Annotated in this window: 15 protein-coding genes; 6 read left to right on the forward strand and 9 right to left on the reverse strand. The window is 62.5% G+C overall.

The annotated features are described in order from the left end of the window. Positions 1-339 precede the first annotated feature (339 nt). The 9 genes from V5B59_RS09605 to V5B59_RS09645 all read right to left on the reverse strand — a co-directional run bounded on the left by V5B59_RS09605 (position 340) and on the right by V5B59_RS09645 (position 12125). A complete protein-coding gene (locus V5B59_RS09605; protein ID WP_034909947.1) occupies positions 340-897 on the reverse strand; it encodes a bifunctional pyr operon transcriptional regulator/uracil phosphoribosyltransferase PyrR in 558 nt (185 codons plus the stop codon). A gap of 15 nt (positions 898-912) precedes the next feature. Continuing rightward, positions 913-2250, reverse strand: a complete 1338-nt coding sequence (locus V5B59_RS09610; RefSeq protein ID WP_034909949.1) for a nicotinate phosphoribosyltransferase — start codon at positions 2248-2250, stop codon at positions 913-915. Between the two features lie 130 nt (positions 2251-2380). Next, entirely contained in the window at positions 2381-5392 is a 3012-nt protein-coding gene (locus tag V5B59_RS09615) for a DEAD/DEAH box helicase (protein WP_169070550.1), read from the reverse strand. A 78-nt stretch (positions 5393-5470) separates the two neighbouring features. After that, positions 5471-5965 carry a YajQ family cyclic di-GMP-binding protein gene (locus V5B59_RS09620; protein WP_034915380.1) on the reverse strand — a complete coding sequence of 165 codons (495 nt, stop codon included), beginning with the start codon at positions 5963-5965 and terminating at the stop codon, positions 5471-5473. A gap of 118 nt (positions 5966-6083) precedes the next feature. Further along, complete coding sequence (locus V5B59_RS09625) at positions 6084-6293, reverse strand: DUF2788 domain-containing protein (RefSeq protein WP_034915382.1); 210 nt, start codon at positions 6291-6293, stop codon at positions 6084-6086. Between the two features lie 17 nt (positions 6294-6310). Then, entirely contained in the window at positions 6311-7540 is a 1230-nt protein-coding gene (locus tag V5B59_RS09630) for an argininosuccinate synthase (protein WP_169070549.1), read from the reverse strand. After that, the gene (argF, locus tag V5B59_RS09635; RefSeq protein WP_034909798.1) at positions 7540-8484 is read right to left on the reverse strand and encodes an ornithine carbamoyltransferase; all 945 of its coding nucleotides are present in this window, start codon (positions 8482-8484) and stop codon (positions 7540-7542) included. The genes V5B59_RS09630 and argF overlap by 1 nt, the downstream gene beginning before the upstream one ends. A gap of 8 nt (positions 8485-8492) precedes the next feature. Then, positions 8493-9668, reverse strand: coding sequence for an aspartate aminotransferase family protein (locus tag V5B59_RS09640; protein WP_169070548.1), 1176 nt, complete (start codon positions 9666-9668; stop codon positions 8493-8495). Between the two features lie 246 nt (positions 9669-9914). Further along, entirely contained in the window at positions 9915-12125 is a 2211-nt protein-coding gene (locus V5B59_RS09645; protein WP_169070547.1) for a YgiQ family radical SAM protein, read from the reverse strand. A 189-nt stretch (positions 12126-12314) separates the two neighbouring features. On the opposite strand from V5B59_RS09645, the gene V5B59_RS09650 reads away from it, so the two are divergent. The 6 genes from V5B59_RS09650 to V5B59_RS09675 all read left to right on the forward strand — a co-directional run bounded on the left by V5B59_RS09650 (position 12315) and on the right by V5B59_RS09675 (position 18672). Next, complete coding sequence (locus tag V5B59_RS09650; RefSeq protein ID WP_169070546.1) at positions 12315-13007, forward strand: GntR family transcriptional regulator; 693 nt, start codon at positions 12315-12317, stop codon at positions 13005-13007. After that, entirely contained in the window at positions 13004-14101 is a 1098-nt protein-coding gene (locus V5B59_RS09655; protein WP_034917188.1) for a branched-chain amino acid ABC transporter substrate-binding protein, read from the forward strand. Before V5B59_RS09650 ends, V5B59_RS09655 begins: the two co-directional genes overlap by 4 nt. Positions 14102-14207: 106 nt before the next feature. Continuing rightward, positions 14208-17348, forward strand: a complete 3141-nt coding sequence (gene putA / locus V5B59_RS09660) for a bifunctional proline dehydrogenase/L-glutamate gamma-semialdehyde dehydrogenase PutA (protein ID WP_169070545.1) — start codon at positions 14208-14210, stop codon at positions 17346-17348. Between the two features lie 85 nt (positions 17349-17433). Next, the gene (locus tag V5B59_RS09665; protein ID WP_169070544.1) at positions 17434-17658 is read left to right on the forward strand and encodes an addiction module protein; all 225 of its coding nucleotides are present in this window, start codon (positions 17434-17436) and stop codon (positions 17656-17658) included. Continuing rightward, the gene (locus V5B59_RS09670; RefSeq protein WP_169070543.1) at positions 17655-17963 is read left to right on the forward strand and encodes a type II toxin-antitoxin system RelE/ParE family toxin; all 309 of its coding nucleotides are present in this window, start codon (positions 17655-17657) and stop codon (positions 17961-17963) included. The genes V5B59_RS09665 and V5B59_RS09670 overlap by 4 nt, the downstream gene beginning before the upstream one ends. A gap of 73 nt (positions 17964-18036) precedes the next feature. Further along, on the forward strand, positions 18037-18672 hold the full coding sequence (locus V5B59_RS09675; protein ID WP_169070542.1) for a DUF4145 domain-containing protein: 636 nt from the start codon (positions 18037-18039) through the stop codon (positions 18670-18672). Positions 18673-18697: the final 25 nt, after the last annotated feature.

Genomic DNA, 18697 nt, shown 5'->3' on the forward strand with positions numbered 1-18697 from the left:
TTGCGTGTCTTCGACCGGCAAAGCCGGCTTTTCCGGCCAATCCTGCCAGCATGTCGCAAATGCTGGCCAGACAATCGATGCAGGCATCAGGACGGCCGGCGCTGCCGCAAGCCGCAACGGCCCCGCCCGCGAGCGCAGCAGTCTAACATACCCCAAAGGTGCCTGCCAAAGGAGCGAACCGATTGCAACAGGCAGAGTCCCCGCCGACTGCGAGCGCCTAACGGTCATGACTTTTCCAGGCACCCCCGATCATGAAAGTCATGACCGTTTCCCTCTCCCCCGACCCCTCTCCAGCAAGTGGAGAGGGGAGTTTCGTGAGTCGCTGACGCGACTTTCACATTAAGGGTCATGAGGAGCGTCGGGCCTGACCAGTTCGATGCAGAAATCGCTCTCATAGGGAGGCACATGCACTTCGATGATCGAGCCCGGGGCCACCTGCAGCCGCACCCCAGTAACATCGGCATGGACCGGCAGCAGGCTCACCCCACGGTCGACCAGGACCATGCTGCGGATCTCGGCCGCGCCTCGCAGCGCCAGGAATTGCGCCACCCGCAGCAGCGAATGGCCGCGGTACAGCACGTCGTCCACCACCACCACGGTTTTTCCCGAAAGGTCGGCAGCGGTCTCGGCAGGATCTTCCCTGAGCAGGGTTTGCGGGTAGAGCAGCGTGAGATCATCACCGTAACGCTTCACCTCCAGTTGCAGTCGTTGGGCAGGCCGGACTCCCAGCCGCAGCAGCCGTTCGGCCAGCAAACTGGCGAGTGGCACACCACGCCGGAGAATACCGATCAGGACCACGTCGCTGCGTCCATCGAGCAAGCCCAGCAGTCGACCGGCCATGCCATCGAGCACGTTCGCCAGTTGCTGCTGGTCGTAAAGACAGGTGTGATCGTTCATCCTGATTGCCTGCGCTCAGGACTGCCTGCTGGCGGAGCGGTCTGCGGCCAGCGCGAGCGAGTGCAAGGCCTGCGAAACCGTTACCGGATACGCCGGCGCCGGATCCAGACTGCGCAAGGGATCGGGCAAACGGGCGAGACCGTCGCACACGCGCGCGCGGATGTCCGCAAGAGCAGGCGATTGCTTGACTCTCCGCCCCTGCCGCATGGCCGGGATCAGCAGATCGTCCTGCTCGTGGCTGTTGCTGGCGACCGTCAGCAGGTCTCCGGACATCCTGCCATCCGCCCCGTACGCTCGCCGGATCTGTTTGCGCCCGGGCCAGGTGGCCTTGCCTTCCGAGCGTTTGCGACGCGGCGAACCGGCATATTCCTGCAGCTTGTAGGCGCAATCGAGATAGGGTTTGTCGGCGGAGGTATTCATGCGCGTTCCGACGCCAAAGCCGTCGATCGGCGCGCCACTTTGCAAGAGATCGCGAATCCGGTATTCATCGAGATTGCCGCTGGCAAAAATTCGCACCTCCGATAGCCCACCAGCATCGAGGATCGCGCGCACGCGTCTTGCGTGCTCACCCAGATCACCGCTGTCGAGGCGCACGGCCTGGATGCTCGGAGCAGCCAGTTTTGGCATCAGCGCCACCAGCTTGCGTGCCGCCTCTTCCGTGTCATAGGTGTCGATCAAGAGCGTCGTGCCGCCGGGCTGCGAACGGGCAAAATTTTCGAAGGCCTGCGTTTCGCTGGCATGCGCCTGGATATACGAATGCGCCATCGTCCCGAAGAGCGGAATTCCCCAGCGCATGCCGGCGAGCACCGTCGCCGTACCAGTGAAGCCGGCAAGATAACTCGCACGCGCCGAAAGCAGACCGGCCTCGGCGCCATGTGCGCGCCGCAAACCGAAGTCTACCAGCGTCCGGCCCGCGGCGGCGAGCACGCAACGGGCAGCCTTCGCTGCGACCATGCTCTGGAACTGCAGCAGGTTGATGATCCGCGTCTCGACCAGTTGCGCCTCGCGCATCGGCGCTATGATGCGCAACAAGGGTTCATCGGGAAATACCAGCGTACCCTCGGGCAAGGCATCAACATCGCCGGAGAAGCGCCAATCGGCCAGCGAACCGACGAAATCGCCCCGGAAACGACCGCAGTGCTGTAGCCACTGCAATTCATCGGCCGCAAAACAAGCCTGCTCAAGATACTCGAGAACTTGCTCAAGTCCTGCGGCAATCAGGAAATTGCGCTCCTCCGGCAGCTTGCGAACAAAGAATTCGAATACCGCCACCTCGTTCATGCCGCGCTCGTAATAGGCCTGCAGCATGGTGAGTTGATACAGATCGGTCAGCAGAACGCTCTCGCGGTTCATGGCTGCCCCTTGTCCAGCCTTGCCATGCCGGGTGCTCGCCGGGTGATCGTCGATCGTGCCCGCCAGTGTGTCCGGAAACCAGTCTGCCCTTTCTGGCAATCGATCATGGTCCATCCCTCCCGTCGGCAGTTCAGTTCGGCAGCGGCGCGAACAGTGCAGCAATGTCGTCGCGACCGAACTTGGCATCGACCCCGCGGTCTGCCGAGAGAATGCGTTCGGCAAGTTCAGCCTTGCGCTCCTGGAGGGCCAGGATCTTCTCCTCGATGCTGCCGGCAACGATCAACTTGTAGACGAAAACCGGCTTGTCCTGACCCAGACGATGCGCGCGATCGGTGGCCTGGTTTTCCGCTGCGGGGTTCCACCAGGGATCGTAGTGGATGACCGTGTCGGCCGCCGTCAGATTCAGTCCGACACCACCCGCGCGCAGGCTGATCAGGAAGATCGGCACTTCGCCGGCCTGGAAGCGGCGCACCTGCTCCTCGCGGTCGCGGGTATCGCCGGTGAGAATCACATAGTCGAGGCCGACCAGCTTCAATTCCTTTTCAATCAGTGCCAGCATGCTGGTGAACTGCGAGAACAGCAGGATGCGCCGACCTTCCTCGACCTGCTCCGGCAACATCGTCATCAACAGATCAAGTTTGGCCCGCTCCTTGATTTTCTGGGCGGCCTTGGCCTTGACCAGACGCGGGTCGCAGCACACCTGGCGCAGCTTCAGCAGCGCGTCGAGGATGACGATCTGGCTGCGGTTGAAGCCCTTGCTGGCAATTTCCTCGCGAACCTTCTCGTCCATCGCGACGCGCACGGTCTCGTAGAGATCGCGCTGGCTGCCGACCAGTTCGACCTTGCGCACGATGATCGTTTTCAGTGGCAACTCGCGCGCCACCTCTTCTTTCTTGCGACGCAGGATGAATGGGCGAACCCGGCGCGCGAGCAGGTCACGGCGCTGGGTATCCCCCTGTTTTTCGATCGGCGTCCGCCAGTACTTGGTAAAGGTCTGGTTGTTACCGAGAAACCCGGGCAACAGGAAGTCGAACTGACTCCACAGCTCACCCAGGTGATTTTCCAGGGGGGTGCCGGTCAGGCACAGACGATGCCGGGCGACGATCTTGCGCACCACTTCGGCACCCTGGCTGCGCGCGTTCTTGACCGTCTGCGCCTCGTCGAGAATCAGCAGATGATAGCGGTGCCGAGTCAGCTCCGCGGCATCGCGCCAGAGCAGCGGGTAGGTGGTCAGCACCACGTCGTGCCGCGTGATTTCGGCAAAACGGCTCTTGCGCTCGGGGCCGTGCAGCGACAGGATCGACAGACCCGGTGCAAAACGCGCCGCCTCGTTCTTCCAGTTGAAAATCAGCGAAGTCGGCAGGACGATCAGCGCCGGATGATCGAGCCGTCCGGATTCCTTTTCGAGCAGCAGGTGCGCCAAGGTCTGGGCCGTCTTGCCGAGACCCATGTCGTCGGCGAGGATTCCCGCGAGATTCTGTTCGCGCAGGAATTGCAACCAGGCCAGACCTTCGGTCTGGTAGTGACGCAGTTCCAGCCCCAATCCGGCAGGCGGATCGATGTGGCCGATTCCCTGTGCGGCCGTCAACTGCTCGGCGAGCGCCAGCACATCACCCTGTCCCTTGAACTGCCAACGACTGCTGTCGTTGAGTTCCGCCAGGCGCGGCGCGTCGAAGCGCGACAGACGCAGGCTGTTGCCTCCGGGAAAGTTGTCGAAGAGATCGATCAGCGTCGCTGCCAGCGGCTTCAGACGCCAGGCCGGCGCACACACGCGCAGGCTGCCCGGCGTCACCAGTTCGATCATCTCCTGGTCGGCGATTTGCGCCAGCAGACCGGCGTCGAGCCAGCGTGCGTCACGCCGGAACAGGGCGGCGAGCAGCGGTGCCAGCGGCAGACGTTCGCCTTCGACGATGATGCCCATGTCGAGGTCGAACCAGCCGCCCTCCGCTTCGACGAGATCCGCGTCCCAGGCCTCGACATCGAGCAGACGATGGCGAAAATCCTCGGCGAACTCGACCTGCCAGCCGGCTGCGCGCAGACCCGCCAGTTCATCGCGCATGAAGAGAGGCCACATACCCTCCTCAGCGAGGCCATAGGCATTTTCCGGCGGCCGTCCAAAGGTGTGCAGCACGTAGCCCGCGACTTTCTCGAGGCCGGAGTCGGCCAACTCGTCCATCCACTGCTCTTCGAGAGCTCGCCGACGCTCGACCTGGACCGTTTCCCCGCTGGCCAGCATCGTGAAATCGCGCGCGTCATCGGGGATTACCTCGACATCGGCATAGCGAAAAACCGGCAGGGCGACATCGAAAAGCCCTCCCCCGTAGTTCGCAGGGTATTCACGCCAGCTGCGGTTGCCATGCGTCTTCAGGGTCTGCAGACGCAACACCGGCAGCGGCTCGGCAACGATGCTGCGCATGCTGACGCTGGCCTGTTCGGGGTCGCTCGGCAACTCCAGCGACGATTCGGCGAGCGCTTCGCCAACCAGTGCCACCGCCGTCGCCGACAGCGGCGGCAGCGAGAACAGGCGCGCGACGACCGCCGGATTGCCACGCACCTGCAGCGGGCCGAGCTGGTGCTTTTCGAGATCGACGTACCACGGAGCCTGCAAGGGAACGACCAGGCTGGCTGCGGGTTCGGGCATCAACACCGGCAGCTGGCGCCCATCGCCGCTCGCTCGCCAGCCAACCGTAGCCGGACGCGCCGCCGCCAGCAGCAAGGGCGAAAAGTCATCCTCGCGGCACAACCGACCGGTCTCTGCCATCAGTTGCAGCGCCTCGCCGCCGTGCCGGGGCGTCAGGCCGAAGGCCCGCAAACCGGTGTCGAAGGAACGATCGGCCCACAACAGGCGGAGAATCGGACGATCGTCGTCACTGACGAAACGCGGTGGCTTGCTGAGTGCGCGATCGATGCTCCACAGTTCGTCCGCACCCTCGGGATCGCGGCCCTTGCGTACGGTGACCCCGAAGCCGCGCGCATCCGGCGTCCAGTGCAGAACGTAGAAGATCTGCTGGCGACTGCTGGCGGGATTGCGATCCTTCTTGCTGACCGCCACGGCCACCCGACGCAACTCTTCGGTCCACGAGAGCACGCCGGGATCAGTCTTGTCCGGGGTATCCGGGTCGTCGACCGGCTTATTCAGCATGCGCGCCCTGCCGGCAGCCAGTGCTACTGCGGTGCCACATCAGGAGGTGAGGCGAACTGGTCAAACATGTTTTCAAGATCAGTCGCGAAAATTGCCGTACTTGATCGGAAAATCGCTGATCGCCTTGGTGACCATGGCGATGCAGGCTTGCAGCTCATCACGCTTGGCGCCGCTGACACGCACTGCGTCGCCCTGGATCGAGGCCTGCACCTTGATTCTGGAATCCTTGATCAACTTGACGATCTTTTTCGCCAGTTCCGACTCGATGCCGATCCTGATCTTCAGTTCCTGCTTGACCTTGTTGCCGGAGACGCGCTGCACCGGCTGATCTTCGAGGCGCTTGGTACTTTCCTTCTCCTTCTTCTCCATCGCCGGAAAGAGCAGGTCCTTGATCTGGCCGAGCTGGAAATCGGAATCGCCGTAGAGGGTGATGAGCCTGTCTTTCTCGTTCAACTCCACCTGGGCACTGGTCCCCTTGAAGTCGTAACGATTGTCGATCGCCCGCTTGGTCACGTCTATCGCATTGTGCAGTGCAGCCATGTCGGCTTCTGAAGAAAAATCGAATGAAGGCATTGGGCATCCAGTGGAGAGTTTGTCGGGAAGATCGGTAGCAACAGGCGCGAGCCGCGGCGCATCCAGGTTCCGCAGTGGCAAACATGGTGAAAGGCAAGGCCGCGGTCAATCTGTCCATTCACATTTTCCAGAGTTTTTCCAGGATCGTTTTGGCAATGAAGCCGACCATACCGAAGGACAGCACGAAAAACAACACGATCGTTCCGGTCCTGCCGGCCTTGGCTTTCCAGGCAATCTCGCCAATGATGAAGAGCATGAAGAGCATGAATGCCCCGACCCCGAAGGTCATGCCAAAATCCGAAATCTGCTCTTCCGTCAGCCCGAACATGACGGTTTATCTCCTGATCATCTCTTGCGACTCGCCAGATTGGCGGCAATGCGCATGCGCAATGCGTTCAACTTGATGAAACCACCCGCATCCTTCTGGTCGTAGGCACCGGCGTCGTCCTCGAAGGTGGCGATCGTCGAATCAAACAGCGAATCGGTCTTCGAATCGCGACCGACGACGATGACATTGCCCTTGTAGAGCTTGACCCGCACCCAGCCATTCACCGACTGCTGCGTATGATCGATCAGCGTCTGCAGCGCCAGCCGCTCCGGACTCCACCAGTAGCCGTTGTAGATCAGGCTGGCGTAGCGCGGCATCAGGTCATCCTTGAGATGTGCGACTTCGCGGTCGAGGGTGATCGATTCGATCGCCCGGTGTGCCGGCAGCAGAATCGTGCCACCGGGAGTTTCGTAGCAGCCGCGCGACTTCATGCCGACGTAACGGTTCTCGACCAGGTCGATGCGGCCGATGCCGTGCTTGCCACCGAGCTGGTTGAGTAGCGCCAGCAGCGCATCCGCCGGCATGCGCCGGCCGTTGATCGCCACCAGGTCGCCCTTCTCGAATTCGAGATCGAGATACTCGGCTGCGTCGGGCGCCGCTTCTGGCGACACCGTCCAGCGCCACATCGATTCCTCGGCTTCGGCTGCCGGATCTTCGAGATGGCGGCCTTCGTAGCTGATGTGCAGCAGGTTGGCGTCCATCGAATACGGCGAACCGCCCTGCCGGTGCTTCATTTCGACCGGTATGTCATGGCGCTCGGCATAGGCCAGCAGTTTCTCGCGTGACAGCAGATCCCACTCGCGCCACGGCGCGATGATCCGGATGTCCGGGCGCAGCGCGTAGGCGCCCAGTTCGAAGCGGACCTGGTCGTTGCCCTTGCCGGTCGCCCCGTGCGCCACCGCTTCGGCGCCGGTCAGGTTGGCAATTTCGATCATCCGTTTGGCGATCAACGGTCGTGCGATCGAGGTGCCGAGCAGATACTCGCCCTCGTACACGGTGTTGGCGCGGAACATCGGAAAGACGTAGTCACGAACGAACTCCTCGCGCAGGTCCTCGATGTAGATATTTTCCGGTGCGATGCCGAACTTCAGCGCTTTCGGACGCGCCGCTTCCAGTTCCTCGCCCTGACCGAGGTCGGCAGTGAAAGTCACCACCTCGCAGCGATAGGTATCCTGCAACCACTTCAGGATCACTGAAGTGTCGAGTCCGCCCGAATAGGCGAGAACGGCTTTCCTGATGTCGCTCATCACTGCTCCCTGCTTGAATTGGTTTGCGAAGCGCCGCCCAGCACCAGATACTCCAGCAACGCCTTCTGCGTATGCATGCGGTTCTCGGCCTCGTCCCAGACGACGCTGCGTGGCCCATCGATGACTGCCGCCGCGACCTCCTCACCGCGATGTACCGGCAGACAGTGCATGAACAGCGCCTCGGGACGCGCGACGCGCATCATCTCGGTATCGACCTGCCAGGCGGCGAAGGCACGCCGACGCGCTTCGTTCTCGGCCTCGAAACCCATCGAGGTCCATACATCGGTGGTCACCAGATCGGCCAGGCGCGCGGCGTCCATCGGATCGGCGAACTGTTCGAAGTGATCGTTGCCATGCAGGCCAGCCCGGTCGGCAGCCACTTCGTAGCCCGGCGGAGTAGACACCTGCACCTTGAAATCGAGCACCTCGGCGGCCTGCAGCCAGGTATTGCAGACATTGTTCGAATCGCCGATCCAGGCGATGGTTTTCCCCTGAATCGGACCACGATGCTCGACGAAGGTGAAAATGTCGGCCAGAATCTGACAAGGATGATACTCGTTGGTCAGGCCATTGATCACCGGTACCCGCGAGTGGTCGGCAAAGCGCTGGATGATCGCCTGCTCGAAGGTTCTGATCATCACTACGTCGCTCATGCGCGAGATCACCTGCGCCGCGTCTTCGATCGACTCGCCGCGCTGCAACTGCGAGTCGCGGCTATTGAGGTAGATTGCCGAGCCGCCGAGTTGCTGCATGCCGGCTTCGAACGACAGGCGGGTGCGGGTGCTGGCCTTCTCGAAAATCATCACCAGGGTGCGATCGCTGAGCGGCCAGTACTTGCGATAAGCCTTGAACTCGGCCTTGATCCAGCGCGCGCGCTCCATGAGATGATCAAACTCCGCACGCGTGAAGTCCTTGAACTGAAGAAAGTGTTTTACGCTGTGCATGGAAGTCTCTAGGGAGTTTCGAGGAAATCGCGAATCAGTCTTGCCAGACGCGATACCAGCTCACGCGCTTCATCGATACTGAAGTTCAGTGGTGGCAACAGACGCACCACCTTGTCGGCAGTGACGTTGATCAACAGGCCGGCGTCCAGGCCACGCACCACCAGTTCGCCGCAGGGGCGATCAAGCTCGATACCGATCATCAGCCCCTGGCCGCGGATCGTCACCAAACCTTTGCAGCCGGCCAGCGCCTGCGCCAGATCTTCGCGGATGGCCGTGCCGACGGCAAGCGCACGGTCGATCAGCCCCTCTCGCTCGATGACTTCGATGGTCGTCAAGGCGGCGGTGGTCGCCAACTGATTGCCGCCGAAGGTCGAACCGTGATTACCCTGCTGGAACAGACCACTCGCCCGCCCGGCGACCAGACAGGCACCGATCGGCACACCGCCGCCGAGGCCCTTGGCCAGGGTCACCACATCCGGAGTAATGCCCGCGTGCTGAAACGCGAACCAGTGCCCGGTACGACCCATGCCGCACTGCACCTCGTCGCAGATCAACAGCCATTGCCGATCGTCGCAGAGCGCCCGCAAACCTCGCTGAAAATCGATGTCGGCGGAGTTGATGCCGCCCTCACCCTGGACGATTTCCAGCATCACCGCGACGATGTTCTTGTTGTACCGGGCAATTGCCCGAATCGCTTCGAGATCGTTGTAGGGAACCCGCACGAAGCCCGACACCAGCGGCTCAAAACCCGCCTGCGCCTTGCGGTTGCCGGTCGCCGAAAGGGTTGCCATGGTGCGGCCGTGGAAAGCCCGCTCCATGACGATCGTCGCCGGATCGGCAACGCCCTGCTGATGACCATACAGGCGCGCCAGCTTGATCGCCGCCTCGTTGGCTTCACAACCCGAATTGCAGAAAAATATCTCGTCCATCCCCGACAGCGCAGCCAGCTTGTCGGCGAGTTGCTCCTGCTGCGGAATACGGTAGAGATTCGACGAGTGCAGCAAACGCCCGGCCTGCGCAGCGATCGCCGCAACCAGCGCCGGATGATTGTGCCCCAGAGTGTTGACGGCAATCCCAGACAGGGCATCGAGGTAGACCTTGCCGTCGTCATCAGTCAGCCAGCTGCCTTGGCCATGGCTGAAGGCGACCGGCAAGCGGGAATAGGTATTCATCAGGTGCGACATGGACCACTCATTGCGGAGGCTGTTAAACTGAAACGGCGGCTTGCGCCGCCGGATAACGAGACACGCACTCGAACCCCAGACCTGTACGCCCCGGCAGACTTCACAAAGCCTGACTCGCCGGAAAACAAGTCTTGGATTCTACGGCAAAAGCATCCTCATGTACAGGACTTGGCAGTCGCGAGCGAGCCGGACGATCACGGCAACCGGCCATCAATGATCAACAGTTCAGCTTCGCGAGCGTAGCAATCAGCACTTCGTGCGTGCTGCATTTGCCGCAACGACTCTTGCCGGTACGGCCGCACGCCCAGCGGTCTGTACGCGTTCGGGCGGTGCGCCCCGCAACCCGGTCCCCGCCGGTTGAAAAAACGGAATCAGTTGCTTCCTGCCGTTGCCGATCAGGTCGGCGCGTCCCATCTGCTTCAAGGCTTCGCGCAGCAGTGGCCAGTTTTCGGGGTCGTGATAGCGCAGGAAAGCCTTGTGCAGGCGGCGCTGTCGGGCACCACGGACGGTTTCGACGAGATCGGAATCGCGGCCGACCTTCTTCAGCGGGTTCTTGCGGCTGTGATACATGGCGGTGGCAATCGCCAACGGCGTCGGCAGGAAGGTCTGTACCTGATCGAGGCGGAAATGGTTACGCTTCAACCACAATGCCAGGTTGAGCATGTCCTGGTCGGTGGTGCCCGGATGCGCGGCGATGAAATACGGGATCAGATATTGCTCCTTGCCGGCCTCCTTCGAAAACTTCTCGAACAGGATTCTGAACTGCTCGTAGGAACTCATTCCGGGCTTCATCATGTGCGCCAGCGGCCCGTCTTCGGTGTGCTCGGGGGCAATCTTGAGGTAGCCGCCGACATGGTGGCTGACCAGTTCCTTCACATACTGCGGGTCGCGCAGCGCAAGGTCGTAGCGCAGGCCGGAGCTGATCAGCACCTTCTTCACCCCCGGCAGCGCCCGCGCCTTGCGGTAGAGCTGCAGCAGCGGCGTGTGGTCGGTGTCGAGGTTCTCGCAGATGCCGGGGTAGACGCACGACAGGCGGCGGCACGCCGATTCGATCTTCGGGTCCTTGCACGCCAGGCGGTACATGTTGGCGGTCGGCCCGCCGAGGTCGGAGATGATGCCGGTGAAACCCGGCGTCTTGTCGCGAATTTCCTCGATCTCATGCAGGATCGATTGCTCGGAGCGGCTCTGGATGATGCGGCCCTCGTGTTCGGTGATCGAGCAGAAGGTGCAGCCGCCGAAGCAGCCGCGCATGATGTTGATCGAAAAGCGGATCATCTCGAAGGCCGGAATCTTCGCATCGCCATAGCAGGGATGCGGCCGGCGCTGGAATGGCGAGGCGAAGACGCCGTCCATTTCCGCTGTCGACAGCGGAATCGGCGGCGGGTTGAGCCAGACATCGCGCTCGCCATGCGCCTGGATCAGCGCGCGCGCATTGCCGGGGTTCGATTCGACATGGAAGGTGCGCGAGGCATGTGCGTAGAGCACCGGGTCGGCGGCGACCTCTTCGTAAGACGGCAGGCGAATCGCTGTGCGCGTCCGATCGAGCTTCGGCATGCGCAGGTGCGACTGGAACTGCATCTGGATCACCTGCGTCCGGGCTGCTCCAGAGCGACTCTCCGACAAAGCCGGCCGGGACGCACAGGCGGCTTCCTTGCCAGCCTCCGGGGTCATTGCGTACGGGTCGGCGTGGCGAACCAGCAGGCCCGGTGTATCGACCTCGCTCGCATCGATCTCGGCCCAGCCGGCGGCGGGCAGCCAGCCGCGCGGGACCATGAACGCAGTGCCACGCAAATCGCGGATCGTGGCGATGGGCTCGCCGGCCGCGAGACGGTGCGCGAGTTCGACGATCGCCCGCTCGGCGCTGCCGAAAATCAGCAGATCGGCTTTCGAATCCGGCAGCACCGAGCGACGCACCTTGTCCGACCAGTAATCATAATGGGCAATGCGGCGCAGGCTGGCTTCGATCGAGCCGATCACTACGTTGCTGCCGGGAAAGGCTTCGCGACAGCGCTGCGCATAGACGACGACGGCATGATCGGGCCGCTTGTTCGCTTCACCGTTCGGGGTATAAGCGTCGTCGGAGCGTGGCTTGCGATCGGCGGTGTAGCGATTGACCATCGAATCCATGTTGCCGGCGGTGACGCCGAAGAACAGATTCGGCTTGCCGAGCGCCCGGAAAGCCTTTGCCGACAACCAGTCGGGTTGACTGATGATGCCGACACGAAAACCCTGCGCCTCGAGCAGACGCCCGATCAGCGCCATGCCGAAACTCGGGTGATCGATGTAGGCGTCGCCGGTGACGAGGATGATGTCGCAGGAATCCCAGCCGAGGAGGTCCATTTCGGCACGCGACATCGGTAGATAGGGTGCGGTGCCGAAGCGGCTGGCCCAGTATTTGCGGTACGAAAAGAGATTCCGGGGTGCGCTGCTGCGCGAGGGGCAGCTGAGAGTATTCATGGGACGATTCTACAGGAACAGGCCGCTCCTCGCCCTGGTGAGGAGAGAATTCGGCGAGTAGCGTGGTCCGCCTTCTGCAAGGGCCGTGACGGATTGCTGCACTGCAGCTTGCCATGCACCAAATCTGTCTGTATGGTCGCTGCCTCAAGGTTATATCGTATACGATCTTCGGAGTTTTCACGCTCGCGCATGCCATCGCTCCTGGAACTTGTCGCTGCCCAGAAAATGCCACGCCTCAGCGCGTCGGATCACGTCGCGCAGACGCTCAAGAAGGCGATTGTCGACGGCTTGCTGCCGGCTGGAGAGTTGCTTCGCCAGGACGAGATCGCGATGCATTTCCACGTCAGCAAGATCCCCGTTCGCGAAGCACTCAAGCACCTCGAAGCCAAAGGCCTGGTGACCTTCCTGCGCAACCGCGGCGCCGTGGTGGCCTCGCTGTCGTCGGCCGAGATCGACGAGTACATGGAAATCCGGGCGATGCTCGAAGCACGCGCGGCGCGCCTCTCGGCGCCGCTGATCAGCGACCAGGCGATCGAACAGGCACGCCGGCATCTCGACGAATTCGACCAGGCCGGCGACGCCGCTCGCTGGGGCGAGCTGAACTGGCTGTTTCATTCGACGCTCTACACGGCCGCCGGAAGACCGATCCTGGTCGCCGAAATCCGTTCGCTGTACAACAAGGTCGAGCGTTACGTGCGCGCGCTCTTGTCGATGACCACCGGAATGCCCAATACCCTGCGCGAACACGCCGAAATCCTCGACGCATTCGTCCGCCGGGATCCCGACGCGGCGGCAGAACTCACTCGGGCGCATGTGCTCGATGCGGGTGCGTCACTTGTCAGTTACCTTACAGACCAACGTAGCAAAGGAGGAAACAAATGAACAAACAGATCCTGGCGGCCGGCTGCAGCCTGCTCTCCCTCGCGGTCAGCAATGTCTACGCCGATCACCTGGTGGCCATCGCCGGACCGATGACCGGTCAGTACGCCTCGGCGGGTGACCAGATCCGGAAGGGCGCCGAGATGGCGATCACCGACATCAACGCCAAGGGCGGCGTCGTCGGTGAGAAACTGAAGCTGGAAATCGGCGACGACGCCTGTGATCCGAAACAGGCCGTCGCCGTCGCCAACCAGATGGTGAACAAGAAGATCATCTTCATGCATGGCCACTGGTGCTCGTCATCGACGATCCCGGCGTCCGAAGTGTACGTCGAGGCCAACATCCCGGTGGTCACCGTGTCGACCAACCCCAAGGTCACCGACCGCGGCCTCAAGAACATTTTCGCCATTGCGGGTCGGGACGACCAGCAGGGCCAGGTGGCCGGGGCCTACCTCGCCGAGAAGTTCAAGGGCAAGAAGATCGCCGTGGTTGACGACAAGAGTGCCTACGGCAAGGGCCTCGCCGACGAAGTCGCCAAGGCGATGGAAGCCAAGGGCGTCAAGCCGGCCCTGCGCGAATCGATCACCGCCGGTGAAAAGGACTATTCCGGGCTGGTCAGCAAGCTCAAATCCGCCGGCGTCGAAGTCATCTCCTACGGCGGTTATCACACCGAAGTGGCGCTGATTCTGCGGCAGGCGCAACAGGCCGGCCTGAAACTGACGGTGATGGGCGGTGACACCATGTCCAACACCGAACTCGCGACCGCCGCCGGCCCCGAGGCCAACAACGTCCTGTTTACCTTCGGTCCGGACGCGCGCAAGAACCCGAGCGCCGCCGCCGTGGTCAAGAAGTTCCACGACGCCAAGATCGAACCGGAAGGCTACGTCCTCTACGCCTACGCCGCTTTCCAGCTCTTCGACCAGGCCGCGACCAGGGCCAAGAGCACCAAGTATGCCGACATCGAGAAAACGCTGCGCAGCGGCAGCTTCGACACCGTCATTGGCAAGCTGTCGTTCGACGCCAAGGGAAACAGTTCGGCGCCGGCCTTTGTCGTCTACCAGTGGAAGGATGGCAAGTACGACTACGTGAAGAAGTAATCCTGCAGCACCGGCAGGCCACCGGCAAGCGTCCGCCCCCGTCGGCGGACGTTTCGACAACCCCGCGCGACACCTGGTGTCGACGCCAAACCGACCGGAAGACAGCATGCGCGCCACTACCCACCTACTCCGCCAGCGTCTGCGCGAATATCACCGTATCGACGAAGCCCAGGTCATCGAGCAACTGATCCCTCTGGCGCGCTTCACCCCTTCCGAACAGCAGGGCATTCGTGAACGGGCAACGCCACTGGTGCAGACGGTGCGCGACAGTCGCCTCAAAAGCGGAGGCATCGATGCCTTCCTGACCACCTACGACCTCTCGTCGCGCGAAGGCGTGGTGCTGATGTGCCTCGCCGAAGCGCTGCTGCGCATCCCCGATGCGGCGACCGTCGATCGTCTGATTCGCGACAAGATCGGCAGTACCGAGTGGGAGAAGCGGCTCGGCACCTCGCACAGTACTTTCGTCAATGCCGGCACCTGGGCGCTGATGCTCACTGGCCGCATCGTCAATCTCGACAACGAGGACCGCAATCTGCGCGGCACCCTCAAGCGCCTCGTCGCGCGCACCGGCGAACCGGTGATCCGGCAGGCGGTGATTACCGCCATGCGCATTCTCGGCAAGCAGTTCGTGATGGGCCGCAACATTCATGAAGCGCTGGAGCGCGCCCGCAACGCCGAAAAAGCCGGCTACCGCCACTCCTACGACATGCTCGGAGAATCGGCGCGCAGCAGCGCCGACGCGCTGCGTTACTTCGAGTCCTACCGCGCGGCGATCCGGGCGATTGGCGACGCCGCCGCCGGCCGCCCGGCATACGAAGCGCCGTCGATCTCGATCAAGCTCTCGGCGCTGCATCCGCGTTACGAAGTCGCCAACGAGGGTCGCGTTCGCCACGAATTGTGGCCGGTCGTCAAGGAACTCGCGCTCCGTGCCAAGGCGCGCAACATCGGCTTCACGATCGACGCCGAAGAAGTCGATCGTCTGGAAATGTCGCTCGACCTGATCGAAGCACTCGCCACCGACGCCGAACTGGCCGGCTGGAATGGCCTCGGGCTGGCCGTCCAGGCCTACCAGAAGCGTGCGCTGCCGCTCATCGACTGGCTCACCGACCTGGCCCACCGCGCCGACCGACGTCTGATGGTTCGCCTGTGCAAGGGTGCTTACTGGGACGCCGAGATCAAGCTCGCGCAGGAGCGTGGCTTGCGCGATTACCCGGTATTCACCCGCAAGGCGTCGAGCGACCTCTCGTATCTGGCCTGTGCCCGACGCCTGTTCGCCCACCCGGAGGCCTTCTACCCGGCCTTCGCCACGCACAACGCACACACCCTGGCGGCCGTCGCCGAGATTGCGATCAGTGCCGGCGGCAGCGACGAATGGGAATACCAGCGCCTGCACGGCATGGGCGAAGAACTCTACGACCAGATCGTCGGCGGGGACCAGCTGGGACGCGCCTGTCGCGTCTATGCCCCGGTCGGCAGCCACGAAGACCTGCTGGCGTACCTGGTGCGCCGCCTGCTCGAGAACGGCGCCAACTCGTCTTTTGTGAACCGCATCGCCGACGCCAGCCTGCCGATCGACGCGCTGCTCAATGACCCCGTTGAAAGGACCGCCGCCCTGGCCGTCAAGCGCCAGACACGCATTCCCTTGCCGCGCGACCTCTTCGGCGCTGAACGCATCAATAGTGAAGGACTGGACATGAACGACAAAGCCACTCTCGAAGACCTGCGCAGCAGCATCGAACAGAGCCTGCGCGTCAGCTACACCGCCGCGCCGCTGATCGATGGCCGGCAGCGCAGCGGCGACAGCAAGGTCGTGCATTCGCCGGCCGACCAGCGCGACGGCGTCGGGCGCGTGATCGAGGCCAGCGTCGCCGACGTCGGTGAAGCCTTTGCTGCCGCGCAGGCGGCTTTTCCGGCCTGGGAAGGCACGCCCGCCAGCGCGCGCGCGTCACTCCTCGACCGCGCCGCCGATCTGCTGCAGGGACGCCTGCCGGAACTGGTCGCCCTGATCGTTCGCGAAGGCGGCCGCACGCAGGCCGACGCCGTCTCGGAAGTGCGTGAAGCGATCGATTTCTGCCGCTACTACGCGGCACAGGCCCGCGAGAAGTTTTCCGGGCCGATCCCGCTGCCCGGCCCGACGGGCGAGCAGAACAGCCTCTCCTTGCACGGCCGCGGCGTCTTCGTCTGCATCAGCCCGTGGAATTTCCCGCTGGCGATTTTCGTCGGCCAGATCGCCGCGGCGCTGGCCGCCGGCAACACCGTCGTCGCCAAACCGGCCGAGCAGACACCGCTGGTCGCCGCACTGGCCGTCGAACTGCTGCATATCGCCGGCATCCCGGCTGGCGCGCTCAACTTCCTGCCCGGTGACGGACGCATCGGCGCCGCGCTGGTCGCCGACCGCGCATGCGCCGGCGTCGCTTTTACCGGATCGACCGAGGTCGCGCGCCTGATCGCCCAGACGCTGGCCGGCAAGGACGGCCCGCTGGTGCCGCTGATCGCCGAAACCGGCGGCCAGAACACGCTGATCGCCGATTCGTCGGCATTGCCTGAACAGATCGTCCGCGACGTCGTCGCCTCGGCTTTCAACTCGGCCGGGCAGCGCTGCTCGGCGCTGCGCGTCCTGTATATCCAGGCCGACATCGCCGACCGCGTCTGCGAATTGCTCGCCGGCGCCATGCAGGAATTGTGCATCGGCAACCCGGCCGACATCGCCACCGATGTCGGCCCGGTGATCGACGAAGCGGCGCGTGCGCTCCTGGTGGCACACGCACGCTGGCTCGACAGCTTTGCGACGCCGATTTTCACCTGCCCACTCGACGAGGAAGCCACCCGGCACGGCACCTTCTTCGCACCGCGTGCCTACGAGATCGACAGTATCGCCCGCCTCGAACGGGAAGTCTTCGGGCCGATCCTGCATGTCGTGCGCTGGCGTGCCGAAGACCTCGACCAGGTCTGCGTGGCCATCGCCAATACCGGCTACGGCCTGACGCTGGGCATCCACAGCCGCATCGACGAAACCATCAAGCGCATCACCGACCGCCTGCACGTCGGCAACACCTATGTGAACCGCAACATCATCGGCGCCGTCGTCGGCGTGCAGCCCTTCGGCGGTGAGGGACTCTCGGGCACCGGTCCGAAGGCCGGCGGCCCGCATTATCTCTATCGCTTTGCCAGCGAGCGCACGCTCAGTGTCGATACCACCGCCGCCGGCGGCAACGCCGGGCTGATGGCGCTCGACGAAGGCGAGTGAACCACCCTCCGGCATTGGCAAGTTGCCTGCGCGCGTTATCTTATGGCACCCTGCGACCATATGACGACTCTATCGGGAGAAAGACATGTCCGCCACCGTTGAAGAACTTGAGGCCGAAGTGCTTGGCCTGCCTGCTGTCCAACGAGCTCGCCTGGTGGAGAAGCTCATCGCCAGTCTTGACGTTGAACCAGATGTTGAAAACGCTTGGGCGGAAGAAGTTGAAAGACGCCAGGGAGAGATAGAGCGTGGAACGGTGCCGCTGCTCCCCGGCGCTGAAACTCTCTCCCGCTTGCGGGCCGAATTTCAATGAAGTATTCGCTGCACCCTGAGGCGGAATCGGACCTTCGGGAAGCGGCTGAATATTACAGGGAGCGAGCCGGACCTGCTCTTTCGCAATCACTTCTTGCCGAGTTTGAGCGCGCGGTTCAACTGCTGATGCAGCGTCCGCTGCTTGGAGCACTGTGGCTCTACGGGAAGCGGCGATTGAATATGAGGCACTTCCCCTACGCCATCGTCTATATGATCGCCACAGAAGAAATTCGTGTACTGGCTGTCGCCCACCATAGCCGATCCCCCGGCTATTGGCGGAAGCGAAAGTCGCAGCCAAACCCTTAAACAGGTGAAGTTCGGACGCTGAACTATCTCATTACTGGACCCCCATGTTTGAACTCGATTCTGAGGTGCGATCATGACAAACAAAACCCATCTCTTCGTAAGCCTCTCTCCGGGAGCGATGCAGTTGATGAATACGCAACTGCTAGCAGTTCCATGCGGAACGGTTGACTTTCCCTTTCCTGATTACGTCATAACCTTTCGTCTGGATCGTTCAATCCCAGGGCAGGATTGCCGGCTGGACCATCTCGGCTCGCGAGACGAAACACGAGCCAAGATGGCGCATGAATTCCCGAGTGGCCTGCTTCCCGAGGACGTCACGCGGCTTGTCAATTTCGCGTACGAGGAAGCTTTGAGGTGTTTTGAACGGAATTGCTCCATGGCAGCCATTGGCATGTGCGGCCGCACGATTGAGACAGTCCTTGCGTCCTTGTACGCAAAGCAATTCGGCAAGCATCCATCAGAAGAGCAGAACCCTCCCGGACTCAACGCCATGATTAACAAGTTACGGAAGGAAGGGTACCGCTTCCCGGCCGGTATCAAAGAACGCATGGAAGTGATCGCTGTACATCGGAATATGGCAATCCACGGAAATATCGTGCTTCCAAGCCAGGATGAAGCACGAAGCACGATTTACCTTACGAAGGATGTTCTTCAACTGATCTCCCACAAGGCAACGAATGAGAGTGGGACCGATGAATCAAATACCTAACAGGTCCGTAAACCGGATCGCCATA

It is taken from the genome of Candidatus Accumulibacter contiguus (assembly GCF_036625285.1).
In the GTDB taxonomy this organism is placed as follows: domain Bacteria; phylum Pseudomonadota; class Gammaproteobacteria; order Burkholderiales; family Rhodocyclaceae; genus Accumulibacter; species Accumulibacter contiguus.

Coding starts and splice junctions, on each gene's coding strand:
- V5B59_RS09615 (WP_169070550.1), bottom strand. CDS start 5,392: ATGCTGAATAAGCCGGTCGACGACCCGGATACCCCGGACAAGACTGAT.
- putA (WP_169070545.1), top strand. CDS start 14,208: ATGCGCGCCACTACCCACCTACTCCGCCAGCGTCTGCGCGAATATCAC.
- V5B59_RS09675 (WP_169070542.1), top strand. CDS start 18,037: ATGACAAACAAAACCCATCTCTTCGTAAGCCTCTCTCCGGGAGCGATG.
- V5B59_RS09620 (WP_034915380.1), bottom strand. CDS start 5,965: ATGCCTTCATTCGATTTTTCTTCAGAAGCCGACATGGCTGCACTGCAC.
- V5B59_RS09665 (WP_169070544.1), top strand. CDS start 17,434: ATGTCCGCCACCGTTGAAGAACTTGAGGCCGAAGTGCTTGGCCTGCCT.
- V5B59_RS09670 (WP_169070543.1), top strand. CDS start 17,655: ATGAAGTATTCGCTGCACCCTGAGGCGGAATCGGACCTTCGGGAAGCG.
- V5B59_RS09630 (WP_169070549.1), bottom strand. CDS start 7,540: ATGAGCGACATCAGGAAAGCCGTTCTCGCCTATTCGGGCGGACTCGAC.
- V5B59_RS09625 (WP_034915382.1), bottom strand. CDS start 6,293: ATGTTCGGGCTGACGGAAGAGCAGATTTCGGATTTTGGCATGACCTTC.
- argF (WP_034909798.1), bottom strand. CDS start 8,484: ATGCACAGCGTAAAACACTTTCTTCAGTTCAAGGACTTCACGCGTGCG.
- V5B59_RS09610 (WP_034909949.1), bottom strand. CDS start 2,250: ATGAACCGCGAGAGCGTTCTGCTGACCGATCTGTATCAACTCACCATG.
- V5B59_RS09650 (WP_169070546.1), top strand. CDS start 12,315: ATGCCATCGCTCCTGGAACTTGTCGCTGCCCAGAAAATGCCACGCCTC.
- V5B59_RS09655 (WP_034917188.1), top strand. CDS start 13,004: ATGAACAAACAGATCCTGGCGGCCGGCTGCAGCCTGCTCTCCCTCGCG.
- V5B59_RS09605 (WP_034909947.1), bottom strand. CDS start 897: ATGAACGATCACACCTGTCTTTACGACCAGCAGCAACTGGCGAACGTG.
- V5B59_RS09645 (WP_169070547.1), bottom strand. CDS start 12,125: ATGAATACTCTCAGCTGCCCCTCGCGCAGCAGCGCACCCCGGAATCTC.
- V5B59_RS09640 (WP_169070548.1), bottom strand. CDS start 9,668: ATGTCGCACCTGATGAATACCTATTCCCGCTTGCCGGTCGCCTTCAGC.